Origin of the sequence: Azospirillum baldaniorum, from assembly GCF_003119195.2 — a bacterium.
Lineage (GTDB): Bacteria > Pseudomonadota > Alphaproteobacteria > Azospirillales > Azospirillaceae > Azospirillum > Azospirillum baldaniorum.
In genome coordinates this window covers 773,329-787,740 of the sequence record NZ_CP022253.1, presented here as the reverse complement: position 1 = coordinate 787,740, position 14,412 = coordinate 773,329, and the positions used below count along the sequence as shown (strand labels likewise).

Here is a 14,412-nt window from a genome sequence, read left to right as displayed (position 1 = left end):
CACCATCAGACAACTACCGTGAGAGATTGGTTAGATCCCATCTGAATTTCGCGAGAATCTCCACCGGCTCAACTCCAATCGCAAGGCAATAGCGAACATAATCGAGTACGTCCATGAGCACTTCACGGCGTTCATATTTTGATACGAACGACTGCGTTGTTCCCATTCTCTGAGCAACCTCCACCTGCGTGACATCGCGGCTCTTCCGTTCAGCGATCAACGCCTCCACCAACTGCACATAACTGGGATGATACCGATCCCGGTTCGCCACGCTGACCTCCCCCTCGAAGTCGAGCAGGGGTAAGACACTGGAGCGAATAGTCATGATCTGACTTTTTCTCCTTGACCGGTGTTCAACCTGGAGCCTTACTTGCACCGACCTTGGCGCTCGAAAGAGAGTTCACAGTTGATGATCTCGCCACAAAAAGCCGCGCCACAAGAGCTCGAAGCATCAAAGCAAGAGCACCTTTTACGTCTTCGAAATGAAACAGAGGAACTCGAATCAAATGCACATGACTCTCAGCACCACGCAGATTGGTAGGATTGGCGAAAATATCGTCGGAGCGCAGCTCATGTTGGCCTCGGCCGGCCGCCTCTCCCCCTTCGTACCGCTCGCCGACGATGGCGGCGTCGATCTCCTCCTGCACGACAAGGTCACCGGCTGCTCGGTCACGGTCCAGGTGAAGGGGCGTGTCGCAAAGGACGACAGCGCGCTCGGCTATGTGCAGTTCGATGTACGCACCAGCACGTTCCGGGACGGGCCGGACATGTTCCTCCTGGCCGTGCTGCTCGACATGCAGCAGGGAAGCGTGCAACGCGCCTGGCTGATCCCCATGGCCGAACTGCCGGCCGTGTCGATGCGCAAGACCGAGAAGCTGGCGATCACCCCCAGCCCGAGCAGCGCATCGAAAGACCGCTACACCCCCTACCGCTGCCAGGACATGCGCGAGGTGGCCGAACGCCTCATCGACCACCTGGACCGCACCGGTGTGGAAAGCTGACGTCGGGACACGGTCGAGCAAAACGTTAGAACAAGCCCCCTGCCGTCCGGCGCCCGTCCATGGCACAAGAGTGTTGCCTGGAGCGAGGGCCGGCGGCGAGGGCGATCCGAAGCCGCCTGTGGTAGCTCCGACAGTGAGGGCGCGACGCCCGATGGGCCCGTGTCGGAACCGGGATTCCGGTGGACACGGCGAAAGCCATCGCGGGTCACGCCATTTTCATGTCCGGCGTGTCCCCGCTCAACACGGGAGCCACGCCGTGGCCGAACTCCACATCGAATACCGCAGCGTCGCCGCGCTTCAGCCGCACGACCGCAATCCGCGCACCCATTCCCCGAAGCAGATCCGGCAGATCGCCGACAGCATCGGGGCGTTCGGCTTCACCAATCCGATCCTCCTCGACCGCCAGGATCGGATTGTCGCCGGGCATGGCCGCGTCGCCGCCGCCAAGCTGCTCGGCCTGCCGACCGTACCGGCCATCCGTCTGGAGGAGATGACCGAGGCGCAGAGGCGCGCCTACATCATCGCCGACAACAAACTCGCCGAGAATGCCGGCTGGGACCGCGACCTCCTGGCCCTTGAATTGAAGTACATCACCGAACTGGACATCAGCTTCGATCTCACCCTCACCGGCTTCGAGGTTGGTGACATCGAAATCCTGCTCGACGGCACGGGATCGGACGAAGCCGCCACGGCTGACCAAGTGCCGGAACCGGATTTCACGGCACCACCGGTATCGCGGCCCGGCGATCTGTGGCTGCTCGGCCCGCACCGTCTCCTGTGTGGTGATGCCCGTGATCCGGCCGCCTTCGCCCGTCTCATGGACGGTCGGACGGCGCAGATGATCTTCACCGATCCCCCCTACAACGTGCCGATCGCCGGGCACGTCTGCGGCGCCGGCAGCGTCCGCCACCAGGAGTTCGCCATGGCCTCCGGCGAGATGTCCGAGGCCGAGTTCACCACCTTCCTCACCACGGTGCTGCGGAACCTCGCCGATCACAGCACGGACGGCTCGATCCACTACGTGTGCATGGACTGGCGTCACCTCCACGAGCTGTCGACCGCCGGACGCGCCGTCTACGCCGAACTGAAGAACGTCTGTGTCTGGAACAAGGACAACGGCGGCATGGGAACCTTCTACCGCTCCAAGCACGAGCTGGTCTTCGTCTTCAAGAACGGCCGGGCGCCTCACATCAACAATTTCGAACTGGGGCAGCATGGGCGCTACCGCACCAACGTCTGGGACTATGCGGGCGTCAACACGCTGAAGCCCGACCGGCTCGACGAATTGCGGATGCATCCCACGGTCAAGCCGGTTGCCCTGGTCGCGGATACGGTCAAGGACTGCTCCAAAAAGGGCGGGATTGTCCTCGATGCCTTCGCGGGGAGCGGCACGACGCTGATCGCCGCCCACCGCGCCGACCGGCAGGGCTACGCCATCGAACTGGATCCCCGCTACGTCGACACCGCCATCGACCGCTGGCAGCGGGAGAGCGGCGAAGCGGCTCGTCTCGCCGGGACCGGGCACAGCCATGCGGACGTCGGAAAGCAGCGTGCGCCCGTGGCCGAGCCGACCGAAATCCGGGAGGACAGCTATGACTGGTGATTACAAGGTCGGTTACAAGAAGCCGCCCCCGTCGCACCGGTTCCAGCCCGGCAAGTCGGGAAACCCCAAGGGACGACCGAGGAAAAGCAAGAACCTGAGCGCATTGCTTGCCGGAATTCTCGGGGAAACGGTCACCCTCCGCGAAGACGGTGCAATGAGAACGGTGTCCAAGGGAGAAGCAATGCTGCTGGCCCAAACGCATAAGGCGATCAAAGGGGATACCAGAGCATTCGAGGCTATTCTGAAGCTGGAAACCAAAACGGCTTCCTCCTCCGCGTCGGAACCAACCGGCGTGCTTGTTGTTCCCGGGCCGTTCACCGATGAGGAATGGGAGAAGCGGGTCGAACAACACCAAGCCAAGTACCGCGGAAATATTGACAACGAGGACGATGGCTAACCTTTCTTTGTCAAATCCGCAGAAAGAAGAACGGGCGCTGTCATTCGGAAATGCTCGAACCCGGCGAAAGAAAGCAATGGAACCTTCCTGAAAGGAGTGGCTGGCAACCGCCAAGAGAGCGTGACTGTGGGTCCAAGGCGACGAACCGCTCACCACCGACCGAGGATCCACAGCCATGCCCGTCTACCTCATCCACGACGATACCGTTACTGCACATACGACCAGCCGTGGCCTTCCAGCCGATGCCCTGCTGATCCGCTCGGAAGAGGAGCTTGCCGCCAGTGGCCTCTCCCTGCCCCGCCTGACCGCTCTATGGAATGTCCTTCCCGGGGTGCTGTCCAAACGCTTCAAAACCCGGGCAAGTGCGGTCCACGGCCTCTGGACCGGCCTCCAGAAGCTGGAGCCCACACCACCCCCCGCTGAAGACAGCACCCCGGCCATCTCCAAGCAGGCGCAGGTGATCGTCCTGCTCCGCCGCGAACAAGGCGCCAGCCTCGACGAGATCGTTGCCGCCACCGGCTGGCAGAAGCACACCGTGCGTGGCGCCATCTCCGGCGCCCTCAGGAAGAGGCTCGGGCTCACGATCGAATCGACCCGGACCGACGCCGGCCGCGTGTATCGCATTGTCGATGCCGGTTGAGGACCGGCCCATGGCGCACCGTCCCACCGCCAGCATGCCCGGTGATCTCGAGGCGATCATCGACGCCCTCCGCACCTTGAGCCTCGACGACCTCCGTCTGGAGTGGGGGCGCCGGCTCGGACGCCCCGCTCCGGCGTGCCGGAGCCGGGAGATCCTCGCCGGGCTCATCGCCTGGGAGCTTCAGGAAAAGGTCCATGGCGGGCTCACCGCCGAGACGCGGCGGCGGCTGACGCGACTCGCCGGCACCTTCGAGCGCAACCCCGATCACCGCCCGGCTCCCACCCTGTCGCTCAGCCCCGGGACCGTGCTCAGCCGCGAGTGGCGCGGCGTCCATCATCAGGTCCGCGTGCTCGAGGACGGCTTCGAGCATCAGGGCGAGCGCTTCACCAGCCTCTCCCCCATCGCCCGGCGCATCACCGGCACCGCCTGGTCGGGGCCGAAGTTCTTCGGCCTGCGGCTGGACCGCGGCAAGGACCGGCCGGCATGACACGGCCCCCGACCGTCCGCTGCGCCATCTACACGCGCAAATCCTCCGACGAAGGACTGGAGCAGTCCTTCAACTCACTCGACGCCCAGCGCGAGGCCTGCGCCGCCTACATCGCCAGCCAGGCGCACGAGGGCTGGCGGCTCACCGGTCCGTCCTACGACGACGGCGGCTTCTCCGGCGGCTCCATGGAGCGCCCCGGCCTGCAGCGCCTGCTCGCCGACCTCGGCCAGGGACGCATCGACGTGGTGATCGTCTACAAGGTCGACCGGCTCACCCGCTCGCTCGCCGATTTCGCCCGCATCGTCGAGATCCTCGACGCCCGGGGCGCTTCCTTCGTCTCGGTGACGCAGCACTTCAACACCACCTCCTCGATGGGCCGGCTCACCCTCAACGTGCTGCTCTCCTTCGCCCAGTTCGAGCGCGAGGTCACCGGCGAGCGCATCCGCGACAAGGTCGCCGCATCCCGCCGCAAGGGGATGTGGATGGGCGGCACGCCGCCGCTCGGCTACGACGTCCGCGACCGCAAGCTGGTGGTGAACGACGAGGAGGCGGAGCGGGTCCGCCTGATCTTCGAGCGCTACGGCGACCTCCGCTCGGTGAAACAACTGGTTGCCGACCTCCGTACGCGCGGCATCACCAGCAAGCGCTGGACCACCCAGGCCGGGGGAACGCGCGGCGGCGGCCCGTACGGCCGCGGCAACCTGTACAAGCTGCTGCGCAACCGCGTCTACCTCGGCGAGGCGGTGCACAAGGGCACCCCCTACCCCGGCGAGCACGCGGCGATCGTGCCGCAGGAGCTGTGGGAGCGGGTGCAGGCGATCCTGGAGACCAACCGGGTCGAGCGGGAGAACCGTCCCCGCGTTGCCGGTCGGCCGCTGCTGACCGGCCTGATCGTCGACGACCGCGGCAACATGATGAGCCCGTCGCATTGCCTCAAGAAGGGACGGCGCTACCGCTACTACACCAGCCAGGCGGTCCTGCAGCACCGTCCGGAGACGGCCGGCACGCTGACCCGGGTGTCGGCCCCGGCCATCGAACAGCTGGTGGAGGATCGGCTCTGCGCGCTCATGGCCGGTGCCGGGCGACGGGACTGGGAGCGGTTGACGGTGCAGGAGAAGGCCCGCCGGCTGGCCGTGCTGGTGCGGCGCATCGAGGTGGGCGCGGAGCGGGTCCGCATCACGCTGCCGCATGGCGACGGCGTCGATCCGGGGAATGCGCTGCGCCTGATGCAGAGGGGCGAGAGCCTGATCGAGGACGTGGATGAACGGATCCTGGAAATCCCCGCCCGCCTGAAGACGTGGGGCGGCCGGCGGGTGATCGTCGGTCCCGACGGCCAGGACCTGACCGCCCGGCCGCGTGTCGACGAGGCGCTGGTCAAGGCGCTGGCCCGGGCGCATCGCTGGTGCCGGCGACTCGCCTCGGGGCAGGTGGCGTCGGTGTCGGATCTGGCCACCGAGGCCGGCTGCACCAAGGCCTACATCCGCCAGATCCTGAGGCTGGCCTTTCTCGCCCCCGACCTCGTCGACGCCATCCTGCGCGGGGAGCAGCCGCGCCGCCTCACCCTGGCCACGATGCTGGAAACCGACATCCCGCTGGCCTGGAACGAGCAGCGCCGGCTCCTCGGCTTCCCTTCCCGCTGATCATATCCCGATCCGGGAAAGAGCGCGGCGCCCCCTCGGGGCGCCGCGCTCTTTCGTCAGCGTCACTCAGCCAAACCTTGGGCGGCGCTGTCGGACTATCGTGGTCTTGGCGGGAACGCGACGGTTCCGGTCATGCGCGGGGTTTCCCCGAACCGGGAGACAGCGCCATGGCAGGCGAGTAACCTTTCGCGCCCGAAAGGGAAGTCGATCCCGGACCGGCGGAGAAAAGCGGGCACAGACCGGCCAAACAGCGCGGCTTGCGCCCCTCGACAGGGTCTATGTCTGGGAAAGTATAAGGCTAACCGCCCGGAAGTACGGCGGTATCTCACTTCTGCTGACGCCACAGAAAAGTCAGCAGGAAAAACTGGCGGAGGGAGAGGGATTCGAACCCTCGATACCCTTTTGGGGTATACACACTTTCCAGGCGTGCGCCTTCGACCACTCGGCCACCCCTCCGCAGAGGCCGCGTTTATATCCAGCCCGAAGGCGGCGCGCAAGCCCCTGAAATCACTTTTTTGGAAAAATCTTGCACCGTCTTCTGGATGATCCGCTGGACGGATCGAAGCCCTTTCCTTCAGGCCAAGCCGCGGACCAGATCGCCCACCGTGCGGCACAGCAGGTCGATGTCCTGCTCGCGTGACAGGCGATGGTCGCCGTCCTTCACCAGCGTCACCCGCACGTCCGCGCTGGTCAGGCGATCGGCCAGGGTCAGGCTGACCTGCCAGGGCACATCCGGGTCGGCCATGCCGTGCAGCAGGCGCACCGGCTTGTCGAAGGCGATCGGCTGGCGCAGCAGCAGGTGGTTGCGCCCGTCCTCGATCAGGGCGCGGGTGATCGGCTGCGGCTCCGGCCCGTAGTAGGAGGGGCGAAGCCAGCGGCCCGCCTCCAGGATCTCGCGGCGGACAGGCTCATCGAAGAGGTCCCACATCAGATCCTCGGTGAAGTCTGGGGCGGCGGCGATGCCGACCAAGCCGGCCACCCGCTCCGGACGGCGCAGGGCGGTCAGCATCATCATCCAGCCGCCCATGGAGGAGCCGACGAGGATCTGCGGCCCCACCGTCACGCGGTCCAGGACGGCCAGCGCGTCGTCGGCCCACAGCCCGATGGTGCCCTCGTCGAACCGTCCGCTGGAGGCGCCATGCCCCTGATAGTCGAAACGGGTGAAGGACAGCCCCTCGCCCGCCGCCCATTCCTCCAGGGCCAACGCCTTGGTGCCGGTCATGTCGGACATGAAGCCGCCGAGGAACATCACGCCGGGGGCCAGCCCTTCCGGGTCGCGGCCCGGGGTGTGACGATAGGCTATGGTCGCGGCGCCGCGCTTCAGGCTATGGTGCGCGCCGCCCGGCGACGGGACGGGGCCGGCTGCGGGTTCGGTCATATCGGACACCTCTGTGGGCCAGGACTTTAGGAATCTGTGACTATGGACGTCGAATCCCAGCTTAGCACCGGCGAGGACCCGCGCAACCCGGCCAACGCCTTCGCGAAGGGCGCCTTCGCGGCCGCCGGCCGCCGGCCCGTCGTTCTTCAGGTGCTGCCGGCGCTGGTCACCGGCGGGGCCGAACGCGGCTGCATCGATGTGGCGCTGGCGCTGGCCCAGGCCGGGGCGCTGCCGCTGGTGGCGTCCGAAGGCGGGCCGATGGCGGCGGAGCTGGACCGCGCCGGCATCCGCCACATCACCCTGCCGCTGGCCTCCAAGAACCCGCTGGTCATCCGCCGCAACGCGCGCAAGCTGGAGGCGATCATCCGGGAGAACGGGGTGGACATCGTGCACGCCCGCTCCCGCGCCCCGGCCTGGAGCGCCTGGCTGGCCTGCCAGAAGACCGGCGCGCGCTACATGACCACCTTCCACGCCCCGTACAATTACAAGAACGGGCTGAAGCGCTGGTACAATTCGGTGATGGCGCGGGGCGAACGGATCATCGCCATCTCCGGCTTCATCCGCCGCCACATCCTGGAGAACTACGCGGTCGATCCGGCGGTCATCCGCACCATCCACCGCGGCATCGACCCGCTGTCCTTCGCGCCGGAGCGTGTCAGCTCCGCCCGGATGATCCAACTCGCCCAGAAATGGCGACTGCCCGACGACAAGCCGGTGATCCTGCTGCCCGGCCGCCTGACCCGCTGGAAGGGCCAGACGGTGCTGATCGACGCGCTGGCGAAGCTGGGGCGCAAGGACGTCTGCGCGCTGCTCGTCGGGTCCGACCAGGGCCGCACCGGTTACCGGCAGGAGTTGGAGGAGCAGGTGCGCCGCGCCGGGCTGGAGGGCGTCGTCACGATGACCGACCATTGCAACGACATGGCCGCCGCCTACCGACTGTCCACCGTCGTCGTCTCCGCCTCGCAGGAGCCGGAAGCCTTCGGGCGGGTGATCGTCGAAGCCCAGGCCATGGGACGCCCGGTGATCGTGTCCGCCATCGGCGCCTACCAGGAGACGGTGATTCCCGGCGAGACCGCCTGGGTGGTGCCGCCCGCCGATCCCGACGCGCTGGCCAAGGCGCTGGACGAGGCGCTGTCCCTGACGACGGAGCAGCGCGACGCCATCGGCGCGCGCGCCCGCGCCTTCGTCGCCGAGCGCTACACCAAGCAGCGCATGTGCGCCGACACGCTGGCCGTCTATGCGGAGCTTCTCGCCGAGCCCAAACACGCCGCAAAAGGCCGCTGAGCCGCCCCCCTTTCCTGCCCGTCACACCACCGGACCTCATGACCGACATCGTCCAGCTTTCCGGCATCGCCCCCGTCATCGACCGTTACGACGGGGTCATCCTCGACCTGTGGGGCGTCCTGCACGACGGCGAGCGGCCCTATCCCGGCGTGCCCGAGTGCCTGGACCGGCTGCGCGCGGCGGGCAAGGTGATCTGCCTGCTGTCCAACGCGCCGCGCCGCACCGGCGGCGTCATCGCCAAGCTGGATGGCATGGGGATCGGGCGGGATCGCTATCACCACGTCATGACCTCGGGCGAGGCCGCCTACGACGCGCTGCGCGACCGCGACGACCCGTGGCACGCCGCTCTGGGCCGGCGGCTGTACCACATCGGTCCGGACCGCGACATGGACGTGTATGAGGGTCTGGACTACACGCTCGCGGCGTCGCCGGACGAGGCCGATTTCGTCGTGAACACCGGCATCGTCGACTTCGGGGAGTCGCTGTCGGTCTACGAACCGGCGCTGGAGGCCTGCCGCCGCCGCAACCTGCCGATGGTCTGCGCCAACCCCGACCTGATCGTGATGGTCGGCGAGCAGATGGTCATCTGCGCCGGCACGCTGGCCCAGCGTTACGAGGAGATGGGCGGCGACGTCTTCTGGCATGGCAAGCCGCACGCCCCGGTCTATGACCGCTGCCTGTCGCTGATGGGCATCAAGGACAAGGGGCGCATCCTGGCGGTGGGCGACAGCCTGCGCACCGACGTGGCCGGGGCCAACGCCGCCGGGGTCGACGTGGCGCTGGTCACCTTCGGCATTCATCGCGAAGAGTTGGGCGGGGCCTGGGGCGAGGCGGTCGATCCGGCCAAGCTGGCCGCCGCCGCCGCGGCATCCGGCCACCAGCCGACCTACAGTCTGCCCAGCCTGCGCTGGTGAGACGGCGGCCGTCCCGTCCCCCGGTTCAATCGAAGGGCGGGATGGCGTCGTCCATCGCCTTGCGCAGAATGCTGGACGGTCCGTCTTCGGAGAAGCCGCGGCTTCCGATGGCGTTGCGGAAATAACTGACAATGAAGACGCGGATCGAGGCGGTCAAATTCGCCTCCCCGCGCCTTTGATCGATCTGGGTGCAGATGTCGTTCAGCGTCAGCCCCTCACGCTCACAGATTTCCTTCAAGGAGTCCCAAATGTAGGGCTCCATCCGAAGACTGGTGCGTCGGCCCGAAACCTTGACATTGCGACAGACCAGGACCGGCCCTTCCTTGTTCCCCTGTCTGCCCGCCATATCGTTGCCCTTGGTCCCCTGCCGTTGCGGAAAGGCGCTCGCGTTTCCGGCGAATATACATTCACTTGTATGATGATATTGCAAGCGGCGTGTGGGCACAAAGCCAATTTCGACCGGGGGTCGCGATCCCCACCCGAGGTTCACCGTTCCAGCCGCTGCGCAACCTTGGCCCGGGCAAAAGCCGCTTCCCTTCCCGGGCGCCTTCGCTGTACCAGTGCCTGGATGAACCGGCACAAGCTGTAGTGGTCACTTCCGGTGGAGAACGAGCGATGGTGCGACCGGCGGCGTGGGGGATCGCGGTGACGCTGATGGCCGGGCTGGCTCCCGTCCTGCCGGCCCGCGCGTCCGACCTGCCCATCGACCGCATCCGCGCCGAGGTGTCGCGCCTCGTCCCGCCGCTCTGGACCGTCGAGGAGGTGACGGCGGACCCGGTTCCCGCGCCGGCACCCGACGGCAAGACCGCCGCGAAACCCGCCGAATCGCGGGCCGCCGTCCGAATCGGAGCCAAGCTGCGGCTCGCCAAGCCGACCTACGCGATCGAAAGCCGGGACGGCGCCATAACCTTCATCCGCCCCGTTGCCGAGGCCGGTCTGGAGAAGACGCTCAATGCCACGGCGCTCGCCACGCTCGGCCCCAACGGCTGGAACGCCCGCATCGAACTGCGCAACCCGGAGGTGCTGGAAGGCATCGGCCAGCCGCTGGAGGAGCTTCCCGGCCGCCCGGTGCTGGCCGGCTCCGCCGAGGCCAACCGCCTGCGCGAGCAGATCGCCCGCGACGCCGAGGCCCGCGGCGCCGAAGAGGACGCCCGCCGCCGCCGCGAGGAGGATCTGCTCGCCCGGCAGGCCGCCGCCACCAAGGCGGAGGAGGAGCGCGCCGCCGCCGAACGGCGGCAGGAGGAGGCCCGTGCGGCGCGGATCGCCGACCTGCGCATCCGGATTCAGGGCGCGGACCGCCCGGCGCGGATCGCCGCCTATGAGGCGGCGCTGGGCGGCAACGACCCGTCGCTGCGCCAGATCGCCATGGAGGCGGCGCTGCAGAGCCGTGACGCGGTGCTGGGCAATCTGGCGCTGAAGGACTGGATCGCCCGCCGCAAGGCGGTGCCGGTACAGCTCTACGCGACGAAGGAGGACCCGCATTCCGAAACGGTGCTGAACAATCTGGGTCCGCTGACGCTGGAGATCGATTCCGTCAACCCGGTCAACGGCGCGCTCGCCGGGCGGCTGGGCGCCCCCGGCTACAGCATCGCCAAGCCTTCCGCCGCCATCGGCGCGCTGGCGCAGACCACCCTGACGGTGAACGCCTACGGTTGCGCCCTGTCGCTGCGCCTGACCGAGCAGCAGACCTTGGACGGGCTGTTCCGCTGCCAGACCCTGCCCGCGCTCGTTGCCCGCGTCACCGTGGATTGAGGCGGCGGATGCGCCGGCTCGCCCTTCCCCTTTTCGGTCTGCTGGCGTTGTTGGGCGGCCCTCAGGCGCAAGCAGAGGAGGCCGAACCGACCTTCACGCCGCGCCCGCCGCCGACCGCCGTGCTTCCCCGGCTGACCCCGCTGGGAATGGCGGCAAAGGTGGCGCCGCAGGGTCTGGCACCGTTGCTTCCTGTGCCGGTGCTGACCGCGCCCGCGCCATCAACGGCGACAACGGCGGCGGAACCGGCCACCGCTCCCGCGGCAGAGCCCCCGGTGCCGACCACCACCGATGCCCTTGCCGGCCCACTGCCGGCCCGCAAACCGGCTGGCCCCGCCCCTGCGGCGGTTGCGGAAAGCCCGCCGGCGAACCGCTTCAAGGGCGGCTATGCCAAAGCCTCGAAGGAGGATCGCGGCTGCGCGCTGCCCGGTCCCATCGCCGAGGAGCGCAGCGCCGACACGCGCCGCCCGGCCATCGCCGTGGGGACGCGGGTGCGCGTCCGCGCCGCCGCGAACCTGCGCGTCGCCCCCTTCTGCGACGCCAAGGTGGCCGACGTCCTGGAGCGGGGGGAGACGGTCACCGTGATGGCCGCCTTCGGCTCCTGGTACGAGGTCGGGCGGAACGGGCGGTCGCTGGGCTTCGTCGGCGCCTCCCTGCTCGCCGGGGCGAAGGGCCGCTAACCCTTCACCCGGGCCGCCTCGACCATGAAGCGGCGCCAGATTTCCGCCGGGACGGAGCCGCCGGTCACTCCCTTCATCGGCGTGTTGCCGTCGTTGCCGACCCACACCCCCACCGTCAGGCCGCGCCCGGCCACGCCGTCGGCGAAGCCGATGAACCAGGCGTCCCGGTAATCGTTGGTGGTGCCGGTCTTGCCGCCCGCCCCGCTCTTGGCGAGCGCCTCCGGCAGGCGGGCCGTCTTGCCCGTGCCGTCCCGCATCACCTCGCCCAGCATCGCTTTCAGGGTGGCCGAGATTTGCGGGTCGATCACCCGTTCCGCCTTCGGCGGCGTGTAGCTGTAGATCGTCCGCCCGGCGGGATCGCCGATGCGCTGGAACAGATGGCCATTGACCTTGTTGCCGCCGTTGGCCACCGCCGCGTAGGCCTGGGTGATCTCCAGAAGCGACACCTCGCTGACCCCCAGCGCAAGGCCGAGATCCGGCTCCAGCGGCGACTCGACGCCGAGACGGCGGGCGGCGGCGGCGATCTCCTCCGCATGGCCGCGGGTCAGGCGGGCCGAGGCCGTGTTGGTGGAATGGGCGAAGGCATCGGCCAGCGTCACCGAGGACGGGTAGCGGTTGTCGAAGTTGCGGATGGCCCGCCCGTCGGTGAACTCCATGCGCGAGCCGTCGACACGGGAGTCCGGGGTCAGTCCGCGCTCCAGGGCCGCCAGGAAGACGAACAGCTTGAAGGCCGAGCCGGGTTGGCGGCGGGCTTGGAGCGCGCGGTTGAAATGGTCGCGCCGGGCCGCCGCGTCGCGCCCGCCGATCATCGCCAGGATCGCCCCGTCGCCGTCCAGAGCGACCAGGGCGACCTCCGCGTCGCCCAGGCCCTTGGCGTGGCGCTTCAGGGTGGTTTCCACGCTGCGCAGGGCGGCGCCCTGAAGATCGCGGTCAAGCGTGGTGCGCGCGGTGAAGGTCGGCCCTGGAAGATCGCCGCCGTAGCGGTCGGCGGCGAAACGGTCGAAGCGGGCCTTGGCCGTCTCGCGAAAGTGGCCGGTGGACAGGACCGCCGCCTTGTTGGCCGCGGCCAGCATCGGGCGCTGGCGCTTGGTCTGCTCCGCCGTGCGTTCGGTGATGAAGCCCGCGTCGGCCATGGCGTCGAGCACCAGCGCGGCCTTGGCCTCCGCCTTCTCCAGATCGGCGAAGGGGTTCAGGCGGGAGGGGGCGGGCAGCGCGCCGATGAGCATCGCCGACTCCTTCAGCGACAGCTTGCCCGCCGGCTTGCCGAAGAAGACGCGGGCGGCGGCGTCCACCCCGTACGCGCCGAAACCGAAATAGGCGCGGTTGAGGTACAGATACAGGACGTTCTTCTTGCCGAGCTGTTCCTCGAAATCGCTGGCGCTGTACAGCTCGTACGCCTTGCGGGACCAGCGGTTGTAGCGGTTGAGGAAGATCAGCTTCATCGTCTGCTGGGTCAGCGTGCTGCCGCCCTGGCTGAAGCGGCCGGACGTCACCGCCACCGCCAGCGCGCGGGCCAGACCCTGGAAATCGATGCCATCATGCTCCAGATAGCGCCGGTCCTCTTTGGCGATCAGCGCCTGGATCAGGTGCTTCGGCATCCTCTCCAACGTCAGCGTATCACCGTACGTCTCGCCGATGGAGCCGATGAAGCGCCCTTGCCGGTCGAGGAAGCGCACGCCGTGGCCGCGGTTGTAGGCCAACACGTCGTCGACGGTGCGGAACTCGTCCCCGAACAGCTCCATCGCCTGGGCAGGGGGCGGCGCGGACAGGCCGGACAACAGCGGCAGCGCGAGCGTCAGAGCCAGGGCGGCGCGGCGGAACAGGGATGGTCGGGGCATCGGCCGGATGGTGGAGGCGGAACGAGCCTCACGTCGGCGCGCCACCCCGCTTCCGCAATGCCGGTACCCCGTAATTGCGGAATGGCAAAGCGGCGGCAACGGCGCCGCGCCCAACAAAAAAGCCCGCCGGAACCGGCGGGCCTTTTTTGGGGACGCGTGTGCTCTGCGGACGGCGGTCGGGCCGTCGCGCCGAAGGGGTCACCTCGGCGCGAGGACCATGACCATCTGGCGGCCTTCGAGCTTGGGCATCTGCTCGACCTTCGCCAGTTCGTCCAACTCGTCGCGCACGCGGACCAGCACGTTCATGCCAAGATCCTGGTGCGCCATCTCGCGCCCGCGGAAGCGCATGGTCACCTTGACCTTGTCGCCTTCCTCAAGGAAGCGGCGGGCCGAGCGCATCTTCACGTCGTAGTCGTTGTCATCGATGTTGGGTCGGAGCTTGATCTCCTTCACCTCGATGATCTTCTGCTTCTTGCGCGCCTCGGCGGCCTTCTTCTGCGCCTCGTACTTGTACTTGCCATAGTCGAGGATCTTGCAGACAGGAGGCTCCGCCTGGGGGGCGATCTCGACGAGGTCGAGGCCCGCATCCTCAGCGGCCAGCAGCGCATCGCGCAGCGAAACGACGCCCACCATCTCGCCGTCGGCACCGACGAGACGGATCGAGCGAGCCGTGATCTCCCGGTTTACCCGCGGTCCATCGCGGGTCGGAGCGGCTTCGGACGGTATCCTGGCTATGGACGCTTCTCCATGACTGGAAACCCACCGGGGCGCGACCTCCCGGAGGAAGGCCCGCCCGGACGG

The 14,412-nt window shown here is 68.0% G+C and carries 15 protein-coding genes and 1 tRNA gene; 10 read left to right on the top strand and 6 right to left on the bottom strand.

Going from position 1 to position 14,412, the window contains the following annotated elements:
* Window positions 1-13 precede the first annotated feature (13 nt).
* The gene (locus Sp245p_RS03790; protein ID WP_052584303.1) at window positions 14-325 is read right to left on the bottom strand and encodes a helix-turn-helix domain-containing protein; all 312 of its coding nucleotides are present in this window, start codon (window positions 323-325) and stop codon (window positions 14-16) included.
* Window positions 326-572: 247 nt separating this feature from the next.
* On the opposite strand from Sp245p_RS03790, the gene Sp245p_RS03785 reads away from it, so the two are divergent.
* From Sp245p_RS03785 to Sp245p_RS03760, 6 genes are all read left to right on the top strand, one after another.
* Entirely contained in the window at window positions 573-1,001 is a 429-nt protein-coding gene (locus Sp245p_RS03785; protein ID WP_041811254.1) for a hypothetical protein, read from the top strand.
* 256 nt (window positions 1,002-1,257) lie between these two features.
* Window positions 1,258-2,604 (top strand): site-specific DNA-methyltransferase, encoded by a 1,347-nt coding sequence (locus Sp245p_RS03780; RefSeq protein ID WP_014241488.1) that lies wholly within the window; start codon window positions 1,258-1,260, stop codon window positions 2,602-2,604.
* Complete coding sequence (locus Sp245p_RS03775; RefSeq protein WP_129557148.1) at window positions 2,594-3,001, top strand: DUF5681 domain-containing protein; 408 nt, start codon at window positions 2,594-2,596, stop codon at window positions 2,999-3,001. Before Sp245p_RS03780 ends, Sp245p_RS03775 begins: the two co-directional genes overlap by 11 nt.
* 175 nt (window positions 3,002-3,176) lie before the next feature.
* Window positions 3,177-3,641, top strand: coding sequence for a DUF3489 domain-containing protein (locus Sp245p_RS03770; RefSeq protein WP_014241490.1), 465 nt, complete (start codon window positions 3,177-3,179; stop codon window positions 3,639-3,641).
* A 10-nt stretch (window positions 3,642-3,651) separates the two neighbouring features.
* The gene (locus Sp245p_RS03765) at window positions 3,652-4,128 is read left to right on the top strand and encodes a DUF2924 domain-containing protein (protein WP_014241491.1); all 477 of its coding nucleotides are present in this window, start codon (window positions 3,652-3,654) and stop codon (window positions 4,126-4,128) included.
* Window positions 4,125-5,768 (top strand): recombinase family protein, encoded by a 1,644-nt coding sequence (locus tag Sp245p_RS03760; protein ID WP_014241492.1) that lies wholly within the window; start codon window positions 4,125-4,127, stop codon window positions 5,766-5,768. Before Sp245p_RS03765 ends, Sp245p_RS03760 begins: the two co-directional genes overlap by 4 nt.
* A gap of 365 nt (window positions 5,769-6,133) precedes the next feature.
* Here Sp245p_RS03760 and Sp245p_RS03755 read toward each other — a convergent pair.
* Both Sp245p_RS03755 and Sp245p_RS03750 read right to left on the bottom strand, forming a co-directional pair.
* A tRNA-Ser gene (locus tag Sp245p_RS03755) sits at window positions 6,134-6,224 on the bottom strand.
* 118 nt (window positions 6,225-6,342) lie between these two features.
* On the bottom strand, window positions 6,343-7,146 hold the full coding sequence (locus Sp245p_RS03750) for an alpha/beta hydrolase (RefSeq protein ID WP_014241494.1): 804 nt from the start codon (window positions 7,144-7,146) through the stop codon (window positions 6,343-6,345).
* A gap of 42 nt (window positions 7,147-7,188) precedes the next feature.
* On the opposite strand from Sp245p_RS03750, the gene Sp245p_RS03745 reads away from it, so the two are divergent.
* Together Sp245p_RS03745 and Sp245p_RS03740 are read left to right on the top strand one after the other, a co-directional pair.
* Window positions 7,189-8,430, top strand: coding sequence for a glycosyltransferase family 4 protein (locus tag Sp245p_RS03745; RefSeq protein ID WP_014241495.1), 1,242 nt, complete (start codon window positions 7,189-7,191; stop codon window positions 8,428-8,430).
* A gap of 38 nt (window positions 8,431-8,468) precedes the next feature.
* Window positions 8,469-9,344 carry a TIGR01459 family HAD-type hydrolase gene (locus Sp245p_RS03740; protein WP_014241496.1) on the top strand — a complete coding sequence of 292 codons (876 nt, stop codon included), beginning with the start codon at window positions 8,469-8,471 and terminating at the stop codon, window positions 9,342-9,344.
* 25 nt (window positions 9,345-9,369) lie between these two features.
* Here Sp245p_RS03740 and Sp245p_RS03735 read toward each other — a convergent pair whose 3' ends face one another.
* Window positions 9,370-9,690 carry a ribbon-helix-helix domain-containing protein gene (locus Sp245p_RS03735; protein WP_082188189.1) on the bottom strand — a complete coding sequence of 107 codons (321 nt, stop codon included), beginning with the start codon at window positions 9,688-9,690 and terminating at the stop codon, window positions 9,370-9,372.
* Window positions 9,691-9,959: 269 nt separating this feature from the next.
* On the opposite strand from Sp245p_RS03735, the gene Sp245p_RS03730 reads away from it, so the two are divergent.
* Together Sp245p_RS03730 and Sp245p_RS03725 are read left to right on the top strand one after the other, a co-directional pair.
* Window positions 9,960-11,096 carry a hypothetical protein gene (locus Sp245p_RS03730; RefSeq protein WP_014241498.1) on the top strand — a complete coding sequence of 379 codons (1,137 nt, stop codon included), beginning with the start codon at window positions 9,960-9,962 and terminating at the stop codon, window positions 11,094-11,096.
* Between the two features lie 8 nt (window positions 11,097-11,104).
* Window positions 11,105-11,773, top strand: a complete 669-nt coding sequence (locus tag Sp245p_RS03725) for an SH3 domain-containing protein (protein ID WP_014241499.1) — start codon at window positions 11,105-11,107, stop codon at window positions 11,771-11,773.
* Here Sp245p_RS03725 and Sp245p_RS03720 read toward each other — a convergent pair.
* Together Sp245p_RS03720 and infC are read right to left on the bottom strand one after the other, a co-directional pair.
* On the bottom strand, window positions 11,770-13,611 hold the full coding sequence (locus Sp245p_RS03720; RefSeq protein WP_014241500.1) for a transglycosylase domain-containing protein: 1,842 nt from the start codon (window positions 13,609-13,611) through the stop codon (window positions 11,770-11,772). The genes Sp245p_RS03725 and Sp245p_RS03720 overlap by 4 nt on opposite strands.
* 198 nt (window positions 13,612-13,809) lie before the next feature.
* Window positions 13,810-14,337, bottom strand: a complete 528-nt coding sequence (gene infC / locus Sp245p_RS03715) for a translation initiation factor IF-3 (protein WP_035675720.1) — start codon at window positions 14,335-14,337, stop codon at window positions 13,810-13,812.
* Between the last annotated feature and the right edge of the window lie 75 nt (window positions 14,338-14,412).

What these genes read in the sequence shown, in the direction of transcription:
- Sp245p_RS03745 (WP_014241495.1), top strand. Translation starts at nt 7,189, where the DNA reads ATGGACGTCGAATCCCAGCTTAGCACCGGCGAGGACCCGCGCAACCCG.
- Sp245p_RS03770 (WP_014241490.1), top strand. Translation starts at nt 3,177, where the DNA reads ATGCCCGTCTACCTCATCCACGACGATACCGTTACTGCACATACGACC.
- Sp245p_RS03785 (WP_041811254.1), top strand. Translation starts at nt 573, where the DNA reads ATGTTGGCCTCGGCCGGCCGCCTCTCCCCCTTCGTACCGCTCGCCGAC.
- Sp245p_RS03725 (WP_014241499.1), top strand. Translation starts at nt 11,105, where the DNA reads ATGCGCCGGCTCGCCCTTCCCCTTTTCGGTCTGCTGGCGTTGTTGGGC.
- Sp245p_RS03740 (WP_014241496.1), top strand. Translation starts at nt 8,469, where the DNA reads ATGACCGACATCGTCCAGCTTTCCGGCATCGCCCCCGTCATCGACCGT.
- Sp245p_RS03720 (WP_014241500.1), bottom strand. Translation starts at nt 13,611, where the DNA reads ATGCCCCGACCATCCCTGTTCCGCCGCGCCGCCCTGGCTCTGACGCTC.
- Sp245p_RS03760 (WP_014241492.1), top strand. Translation starts at nt 4,125, where the DNA reads ATGACACGGCCCCCGACCGTCCGCTGCGCCATCTACACGCGCAAATCC.
- Sp245p_RS03775 (WP_129557148.1), top strand. Translation starts at nt 2,594, where the DNA reads ATGACTGGTGATTACAAGGTCGGTTACAAGAAGCCGCCCCCGTCGCAC.
- Sp245p_RS03730 (WP_014241498.1), top strand. Translation starts at nt 9,960, where the DNA reads ATGGTGCGACCGGCGGCGTGGGGGATCGCGGTGACGCTGATGGCCGGG.
- Sp245p_RS03765 (WP_014241491.1), top strand. Translation starts at nt 3,652, where the DNA reads ATGGCGCACCGTCCCACCGCCAGCATGCCCGGTGATCTCGAGGCGATC.
- Sp245p_RS03750 (WP_014241494.1), bottom strand. Translation starts at nt 7,146, where the DNA reads ATGACCGAACCCGCAGCCGGCCCCGTCCCGTCGCCGGGCGGCGCGCAC.
- Sp245p_RS03735 (WP_082188189.1), bottom strand. Translation starts at nt 9,690, where the DNA reads ATGGCGGGCAGACAGGGGAACAAGGAAGGGCCGGTCCTGGTCTGTCGC.
- Sp245p_RS03790 (WP_052584303.1), bottom strand. Translation starts at nt 325, where the DNA reads ATGACTATTCGCTCCAGTGTCTTACCCCTGCTCGACTTCGAGGGGGAG.